Annotated in this window: 2 protein-coding genes; both read right to left on the bottom strand. The window is 69.3% G+C overall.

Features of this window, described 5'->3' with window-relative positions; genetic code table 11:
* Positions 1 to 472: 472 nt before the first annotated feature.
* Positions 473 to 1,408, bottom strand: coding sequence for a hypothetical protein (locus FVW27_RS13225; protein WP_243838442.1), 936 nt, complete (start codon positions 1,406 to 1,408; stop codon positions 473 to 475).
* Positions 1,409 to 1,793: 385 nt separating this feature from the next.
* The coding region (locus FVW27_RS13220; protein WP_424991876.1) for an alpha/beta hydrolase family protein at positions 1,794 to 2,405 on the bottom strand (612 nt) is incomplete at its 5' end.

Raw genomic sequence — 2,405 nt, 5'->3', positions numbered from 1 at the left:
ACCGTGCCACCGCGCCCACGGGGCCGCCCAGGGCAGCGCCCAGCAACGGTGCCACCCGGGCCACCGTGGTGCCAATGCCATTCCAGTCCATGCCATGCTCCTTCCGCGCAGGGGCCGCCGGGCGGCATGCCCGTCCCGCCATGCGCGAGAGGACGTGCATACACCTGTCTTGCGGGGGGATGCGGGCCGCAACGGGGTGGCGAAGGGGGCGCAGGGCCGTCCCGAGGGTGCGTGGCCATGTCGCAAGAAAGGGGGCGACGAGGGAGGGCGACGTGGTGAGGCCCCGGCGCGGGACAACACGCTGGTGGCGCGTGGGCGTGTAGCGTGGCGGCGGGCGGACAGGTAATGCTAAGGAGAGGGGGTGCGGGAGGCGGGGGCCGGGAGGTGTGCATGGGGCAAGGGCGGCGGGCGCGCAAACGAAGACGCCCCCGCTGGGCGGGGGCGTCGAAAGTGCAGTGCCAGTCGTGGAGGACTAGGCGGCGATGAGGCTGTCGGATGCGTCCTGGATGCTTACCGGCCCCTTTTCGTTGCGGGGCAGGCGCGGGGTCTTGTCGGACTTGCCCGTCTCCGTCCCGTCGGCCTTGCCGGATTTGGCCTTGCCGATGCGGACCTTGTCGGTCTGCTCGGGCTTGGCCGAGCGGGCCACCTGCTTGGCCTTCTTGGCGGCCTTCTTGTCGGCCACGATCTTGCCCTTGCCGTCACTGGCCATGTGGTCCTCGGTCAGGCCAAAGGGCGTCCAGTCGGCAAGGGCGATGTCCAGCGATTCGAAGGAGCGGCCCGAAGCGTAGATGACCGGCACGCTGCCTTCCGGAGTGGAGGCGAACAGCACGGTGCCGTTGGCGCCGGGCTCCGGCATGGCGGCGGTGCGGGCGCCGGGGATGTTGTTGGGACGCGAGGCATCCAGCGCCACGCTGGATGCATGGGCGCCATCAGAGGCCTTGGCTGCGGCCAGCAGTTCGGAGGCGGCCTCGGTCTGGTCGTTGCCGTTGGCGGCGGACTGGTTGCGCCCGCCGCGCAGCACGTACAGGAAGTCGCTGCCGGTTTCGCCCACCATGGCCACCATGGTGCTGCCACCACGCGTGGCCAGCAGGCTGACCGGCACGGTGCCGCCGTGGATGCCGATGTAGGCCGGGCGCGAGCCGCCGGGCATGTCGATCCAGCCGTCGTTGTCCGCCTGGGCCTGCGGCTCCGAAGAGTGCAGGGCCACGCGACGGGCATCGCCGGCTCCGTTCACCGCGGCCCGGCCATGGCCGGACAGCGCGTTGGGCATGTCGCCGCGTTCCGCCTCGGTGACGGTGGGCACGGCAAATACAGCCAGCGCCAGCAACAAGGCCAGCAGCCGGGAAGTGGTTACATTGCGGAATGATATGGAGAGGCAGGGTACACGCCGAACGTTGTCGCCGCGCATGGTGGTTTTTACCGTGAGTCCTTCGGATGGTGTTGTATGGCGTATGGCCACGTGTGCAGGCTTTATTGATTCGGACGGCCCCTGTCAAGGGTGCGGAATGCCACGCAGAAATATTTTTTTAACACTTACATTTCAATATGTTGCAAAGTGTGCGCGAGGACGTTTTGCCTCCGTGCGGCCCCCCGTGGCGCGATTTGAGGCCGGGACTTGCGTAATGGCCATAGAACGTAAGCGTTTTCAGCGTGTTGCCCGTGTGTGGGGACTCTAGAGAATCGGCCCCGTCGGCCCGATCGGGGTGGGTAGGGGCAGGGGGGAGGGCGTGGCCGGAAGCCCGTTGGCCGGGTACTTTCCGGTGGGGGGGCCCGGACCGTGTCCGGCACGCAGGTCAGCGCGGGGCGGATTCGTCCTGCTTGCGTGGCTTGCCGTCCTTTTTCCGTTTCTCGTCCCGGTCGCCCTTGGCCTTGCTTTTGGGCGCGGTGGCGTTGACCGCCGGGGGCGGGGCTTGTTGCACCTGGGGTTCCGGCTCCGGGGGAGGAGCGGGCAGGGGTGGTCCAGCCTCGCCCAGCGTGGACAGGAAAAAGCGCACCAGCCGGGCATTCAGGGTACGGTGGATGGACTGGCGAGTGTCCTCGTCCACCCCGCCGCACAGTTCCGGCAGATCGCGTTGCAGGGTGGGGGGGCAGGCGGCCATGAGCGCGTAATGGTCCGCACCGGCCAGCACGGAAAATTCCGGCGGGCGGGGCAGGGCGGCGCGCAGGGCGTCGGCGTGCAGGGGGGCGCGGTTCACCTCGTCGTCGTCGGCCTTCAGGATGGCCACGGGCACGGTGACGCTGGACAGGGACGCACGGGGAAAGAGCATACCGTACCCGGGGGCCACCAGCGCCACGGCGCGCACCCGGGCGTCGGCCATGGCGGTCTGGGGGGGCGGGGAAGCCGGTGAGCCCGATGCGCCCTGTGTGGCATGCGAGCCCGTCGGGGCCGTGGGCAGGTCCACGTC

This window comes from Nitratidesulfovibrio liaohensis (genome assembly GCF_011682075.1).
Taxonomy (GTDB): Bacteria; Desulfobacterota; Desulfovibrionia; order Desulfovibrionales; family Desulfovibrionaceae; genus Cupidesulfovibrio; species Cupidesulfovibrio liaohensis.
Note: the sequence above shows the minus strand (reverse complement) of the source record. Positions and strands in the feature narration are given on the sequence as shown.